Below are 6,134 nucleotides of genomic sequence, written 5' to 3' on the forward strand. Positions count from 1 at the left end.
GTTAAAAATCCGTTTAATCTGTGTACCATTTTTACTCCAAACTCAAAAAAGCTTCACCAAGATTTTCAATAATATCCGAAGCAATAAACGATTGAAAACCCATTTTAGGCAAGGCAATATCAGCCGTTAATCCGTGTAGATAGACTCCTAAAATAGCTGCCTGAATGGGTTCGTAAGACTGTGCCAATAAACTCGTTATGATTCCCGTTAACACATCGCCACTTCCGGCAGTGGCCAAAGCCGGATTCCCGCTTGTATTTTTATAAATGCTTTCTCCATCGATAATATGTGTTGGAGCACCTTTCATTACTACAATCAAATTATATTGCAATGAAAAAGAAATGGTTTTCTCAAATTTCTCTTCTTCCGAATTCCATTCCCCTATCAATCGTTCTAATTCCTTGGGATGAGGCGTGAGTATGGTTTTTGGCTGTAACAATAAAAACCATGCTTTATTTTTTGATAAAATATTCAAAGCATCGGCATCAATAACCAAAGGAATTTTATTGGTTTTAAGGAATTTCAAAAAAGTCTTTTGAGTCAGTTCGTCCTGCCCTATTCCCGGACCAATCCCGATAGCATCAGGCTTAAGATCAAAACTGATATTGGAGATACACCTTTTCTTCACATCGGTCAAAACCATCACTTCGGGAATGGCAATTTGAACTATTTCATAACCACATTTAGGAACAAAAGCAGTCACTAAGCCACAGCCCGCTTTCAGAGCTGCTTTCGAAGATAAACACACAGCCCCTATTTTGCCATAGCTTCCACCAATAATCAACACATGTCCCTGAATCCCTTTATGCGTATCTACAGCAATAGTTTTATAATGCTTTAAGATTTCTTTTTGGTCAATAGAAATAGACTTCATCATAAATTCTGCTTTTGAATATTTCCCTAATTTACCATTATTTTGACTGAAAATTAATCCGTTTTAAAAATTTAATTTAACTTAGATATGCCAAATTATTTATTCCTTAAACAACATAACTGACTGTAAATCATACTTGACCTTTTTTTAGCCACTGATTACACAGATTAACACAGATTAAACCAAATAGAACTAAGTTTAAAAATCTTTCTAATCTTTTTAATCTGTGGCTTTAAAATAAATTTAGTCCGCTTAGCGGACAGTCATATAACATAAAATGTTTTTGTCATGGAAATTAAAATCGAGGCTGTCCAAATTGCAGAAGTTTTTAATATTAAAAAATTCCGCTCTGATTATAATTTAATCGCTAATTCAGGTTCTACCTCTGAAGTTTTCTATGTCATTCCCGAAAACAACCGTTATCTGTATCTTTTTGATTATGGTGTAATTGTATTTGCTAACTATGATCAAAAATCCAAAAAGGATTTTATAAATTTCATTAAAAGCTACGCTACCTCCTTGGTTCGCTTTAAATTATCCGAAGAATATCTGATTGTAACCAATGAAAATTTAAATAAGATAATTGTCGAAAATGCTTTTGTTTCAGTTCCTAAAATCGATAATTCATTGCTGAAAATTGTCATGCTCAACATTGGACAATCAGTAGCCCTTGAGCATTATGAAATTCTTAGCGATACAATGATTAACTCCTCAAAAGAGTATATTTTGCAATTAGAAACCAATGGTAAACTAAATGTTTCCAAAAATAATTTGCTCAAACACATTGGAAAAGTACTCAATGTAAAAAATAGTATTATCGATAATTTGTATATCCTGGACGATCCTAACTTAGTTTGGGACAACGAAGAACTCAACTTACTGAACAGACATTTAAAAATAAATTTTGATATTAACTCACGCTTTAAAGGACTCGATTATCGCCTTCAAATTGTGGAAGACAATCTGACTATTTTTACAAATATTTTAAATGTCAAAGAAAGTAATCGATTAGAATGGATTATTATTCTGCTTATTCTTTCAGAAATAATAATTAACCTTATTTTCCATTAAAATACCCTTTGGATGAAATTGTTTTTGATTGTGTCCTTAGCTTCCGCAGTCGAGTGTCAAATGTTTGAAGAATACGTAAAAAGAAAAGCTGTTTGAGCGTAGCGAGTTTCTTTTCTTTTAGTATTCGAAAACTAATTTGACCGACGAGGAAGCGTAAGACTTGATTTTTTTGTTTCTTTTTTGATCAAGCAAAAAAGAAAATTAGTAAACCATAATTTCACATTTAACAAAACGTCATTGATAATGATTCCGTTTTTGGACGGGATTGTATCTAGAACAAGAAAAATTATCATCAAAAAAGGTTCTCTATACATTTTTTGCTTCACTTCATTACGCAAAAAACACTCGAACTGACGTTTTTGATAATTTCACCCAACGGTTAAAATTAAGCACTCCTATCCGCTAAACTTTGACTCACACGCCCTTTGTTACTCAAAATAAAAGCAATAAATTAGCGCCATCAAAATTTACACAAAAATCATAATGAAAAATACTGCGCTAACGCACATACACGAAGCTTTAGGAGCAAAAATGCTGCCTTTTGCCGGATACAATATGCCTATAACTTATGAAGGGATAAACGCTGAACATGAAACGGTTCGTACTGCTGTTGGTGTTTTTGATGTATCGCACATGGGAGAATTTTTACTTTCCGGACCAAATGCTTTGGCGTTGATCCAAAAAGTAACTTCAAATGATGCTGCTACATTAACAGACGGAAGAGTTCAATATTCTTGTTTACCTAATAATGAGGGAGGAATCGTTGATGATTTATTGGTTTATAAAATCAAAGACGAGCAGTATTTATTAGTGGTTAACGCATCCAATATTGATAAGGACTGGGACTGGATTTCGGCTCACAATGATTTAGGCGTTGAAATGAAAAATCTTTCTGACGACTATTCTCTATTGGCAATCCAGGGACCAAAAGCAATTGAAGCTTTACAATCTTTGACTTCAGTAGATTTATCTTCGATAAAATACTATCATTTTGAAGTGGGTGATTTTGCAGGAATCGAAAATGTAATTATTTCGGCTACAGGATATACCGGTGCTGGAGGTTTTGAGATTTATTGTAAAAATGAAGAAGTAGAACAAATTTGGAACAAGGTTTTCGAAGCCGGAGCTGCCTTTGGAATTCAACCAATTGGTTTAGCTGCCCGTGATACTTTGCGCCTTGAAATGGGATTCTGTCTTTACGGAAACGACATCAACGACACTACTTCGCCTATAGAAGCAGGATTAGGTTGGATTACAAAATTCAACAAGGAATTCAGCAATTCGGATAATTTAAAAAAACAAAAAGAAGCTGGAGTAACTAAAAAATTGGTTGGTTTTGAAATGCAGGAACGTGCCGTGCCAAGACACGATTACGAAATTGTTGACCAATCAGGAAATCCAATCGGAATTGTAACTTCAGGAACCATGTCACCTTCTTTGAACAAAGGAATCGGAATGGGATATGTAACTATTGACAATAGCTCAGTTGACAGCGAAATCTTTATTCGAATCAGAAAAAAAGATGTTCCTGCTAAAGTGGTAAAAATGCCATTTTATAAAAACTAATACCAAACATAAATACAATACAGTCCAATCGTTGTGGTATAATGCCGTTGTATATTTCATTTGGACCAATTTTTATTGGTCCAAATGAAATAACAAACGGTATAAAACTTTAAAAAAAACAGAATATTTGTAATTTTGCATCGTTAAAAAAATAATCAAAAATGGGAAGAGCATTCGAATTTAGAAAAGGAAGAAAAATGAAACGTTGGGCTGCAATGGCCAAAACATTCACTAGAATTGGTAAGGACATCGTAATGGCCGTAAAAGAAGGCGGACCAAATCCTGATGCTAACTCTAGATTGAGAGCGGTTATGCAAAATGCTAAGGCTGCCAATATGCCTAAAGACAACGTAGAACGCGCCATTAAAAATGCAACTAACAAAGATACTGCCAACTATAAAGAAATTTTATTCGAAGGATATGCTCCTCACGGAATCGCCATCCTGATTGAAACTGCTTCTGACAACAACAACAGAACGGTGGCTAATATTCGTAGTTATTTCAACAAATGCAACGGTACTTTGGGAACTCAGGGTTCAGTAGAATTCATGTTTGACCATACTTGTAACTTCAGAATTCCAAAAGAAGGTTTGGATGCAGAAGAATTAGAATTAGAATTGATTGATTTTGGTGCCGAAGAAGTTTTCGAAGACGAAGACGGAATCTTAATCTATGCGCCTTTCAACAGCTTTGGAACTATCCAAAAAGAGTTAGAAAGCAGAAATATCGAAATCCTTTCTTCTGGTTTCGAAAGAATTCCTCAAATCACTAAACAACTGACTCCTGCTCAGGTTGCCGATGTTGAGAAACTAATCGAGAAAATCGAAGAAGACGATGACGTGATGAACGTTTATCACACTATGGAAGAACAAGAAGAAGCTTAAATCTTCAACAAAATACAATATTAAAGAGAGTTTAGCTTCAGGTTAAACTCTCTTTTTTTTGGGCGTTACCTTGTTGCGGAACTTTTCAGCAAAACACACTATTTTCTTCAGCAACAAGGTCGGGCTGTACGCTATATCTTTTGTTCGAGTACTAAATAATTAATCCAGAATGATTTTGCTCTCACAAAAGGATGCCGCTTCCATCCCTAACGCAAACCGCAAATAAATTATAAAAACTATTTAATTTGTTTCCATGACTTATAAAACAAAGGAGATTCATAAGACAACATACAAATCCAGCCTACTAAACAGGCCAAAGCAATACCTTTAATACCAAAATGAGGAGCCAAAAAATAAGCTGCTATCACTCTTCCAAACATCTGGATTAAAGTAGAATTCAAAGTAATTTTCATTTTCCCCAGTCCTCTAAAATAGCCCTGTACAACATTAGTAATCCCTGGTAATAAATAAAGTAAAACCATTAATTTTAAATATTGTTCACCTGCATCAACCACTTCTAATCCTTGTTTCCCCATAAATAATGAAATTAATTGTCTAGAAAACAACAACACGATTATAGAAGCTAATACCGAATAAACTACCACCATATTAAGTCCTGTTAAAAAACCTTTACGAATACGCTCAAAATTTCCTTTTCCATTATTCTGCGCCAGAAAACCTGTGGTACCATGAGCAATATTCTGTTGAACAATCGTCACAAAATCATCTATTCTATTTACCGCATTAAATGCAGCTATAGCAACGACGCCTAAAGGATTCACCGCTCCCTGAATCAAAAACTTCCCTAAATGCAACGTAATTTGTTGCATAGCCGCAACAGAACTATAACTAACAATTGTTCGAAACAAACTGTAATCAAATACAAAATCGGCTTTATAAAATCGTAAAGTAGGTATATAAAAGCGGACATATAACACACAAAACAAAGCGGCTATAGCTTCAGCAATGACAGTTCCTAATGCTGAACCAACAACTCCCATTTTCCAAACTGCAACAAAAAGTAAATCCATAATAACATTAAGCACAGCAGAAGCAATCAGGAAATAAAGCGAAGCTTTAGAATTACCCATACTCCGCAAAGTAGCTGCATAAATATTATATATAAAAGTAAAAACAAGTCCCACAAAAATGATTTGAAGGTAAGAAGTAGCATCATCTAAGATTTCTATAGGAGTATTTAAAAATCGGAGTATCTGTCGGGAAAAAAGAACTCCAAGCATTATCAATAAGAATGTGAAAATACCTCCCGAAATTAATGAAGTTGAAATTACACGTTTTAATTTAGCATAATTTTGTTCTCCAAAACAATGCCCCATCAAAACAGACATTCCCAAACAAATTCCAATGATTAAAAAAAGAAGTACATTCATAACCGGACCAGCAGCTCCCAATGCTGCCAATGCACCGGCACCTACAAAACGTCCAACGATAATAGAATCGACAGCATTATAGGTTAACACAAAAAAATTACCAATTATTAATGGCAGCGTAAAATGAATAATTTGTGGGACAATGGGTCCCCGAGTCATATCTACCAGCTTTTCTTTATCCATTCTTTATAAAATATTCATTGGCACTTCAAAAATACGTATAAAACAAAAAACCCCGTTTCGTTAGAAACAGGGTTTTCAAAGAAAGGCGACGACATACTCTCCCACATAACTGCAGTACCATCTGCGCAGGCGGGCTTAACTACTCTGTTCGGGATGGGAAGAGGT

General features: G+C 34.7%; 5 protein-coding genes and 1 rRNA gene. 3 read left to right on the plus strand and 3 right to left on the minus strand.

Going from position 1 to position 6,134, the window contains the following annotated elements; genetic code table 11:
* Positions 1 to 31: 31 nt before the first annotated feature.
* Positions 32 to 874, minus strand: a complete 843-nt coding sequence (locus tag EOD40_RS16500; protein ID WP_128197427.1) for an NAD(P)H-hydrate dehydratase — start codon at positions 872 to 874, stop codon at positions 32 to 34.
* A 288-nt stretch (positions 875 to 1,162) separates the two neighbouring features.
* Between EOD40_RS16500 and EOD40_RS16505 the strand changes: the two genes are divergently transcribed.
* From EOD40_RS16505 to EOD40_RS16515, 3 genes are all read left to right on the plus strand, one after another.
* Positions 1,163 to 1,945, plus strand: coding sequence for an RMD1 family protein (locus tag EOD40_RS16505; protein ID WP_128197405.1), 783 nt, complete (start codon positions 1,163 to 1,165; stop codon positions 1,943 to 1,945).
* A gap of 483 nt (positions 1,946 to 2,428) precedes the next feature.
* Positions 2,429 to 3,511 (plus strand): glycine cleavage system aminomethyltransferase GcvT, encoded by a 1,083-nt coding sequence (gene gcvT / locus EOD40_RS16510; RefSeq protein WP_128197407.1) that lies wholly within the window; start codon positions 2,429 to 2,431, stop codon positions 3,509 to 3,511.
* A gap of 161 nt (positions 3,512 to 3,672) precedes the next feature.
* Positions 3,673 to 4,395 carry a YebC/PmpR family DNA-binding transcriptional regulator gene (locus EOD40_RS16515; protein WP_071185481.1) on the plus strand — a complete coding sequence of 241 codons (723 nt, stop codon included), beginning with the start codon at positions 3,673 to 3,675 and terminating at the stop codon, positions 4,393 to 4,395.
* A 236-nt stretch (positions 4,396 to 4,631) separates the two neighbouring features.
* Here EOD40_RS16515 and EOD40_RS16520 read toward each other — a convergent pair whose 3' ends face one another.
* On the minus strand, positions 4,632 to 5,969 hold the full coding sequence (locus EOD40_RS16520) for an MATE family efflux transporter (protein ID WP_128197409.1): 1,338 nt from the start codon (positions 5,967 to 5,969) through the stop codon (positions 4,632 to 4,634).
* Positions 5,970 to 6,049: 80 nt separating this feature from the next.
* Positions 6,050 to 6,134: ribosomal RNA gene (gene rrf / locus EOD40_RS16525) — 5S ribosomal RNA — on the minus strand; the annotation flags it as partial.

It is taken from the genome of Flavobacterium sufflavum (genome assembly GCF_004016525.1).
Taxonomy (GTDB): Bacteria; Bacteroidota; Bacteroidia; order Flavobacteriales; family Flavobacteriaceae; genus Flavobacterium; species Flavobacterium sufflavum.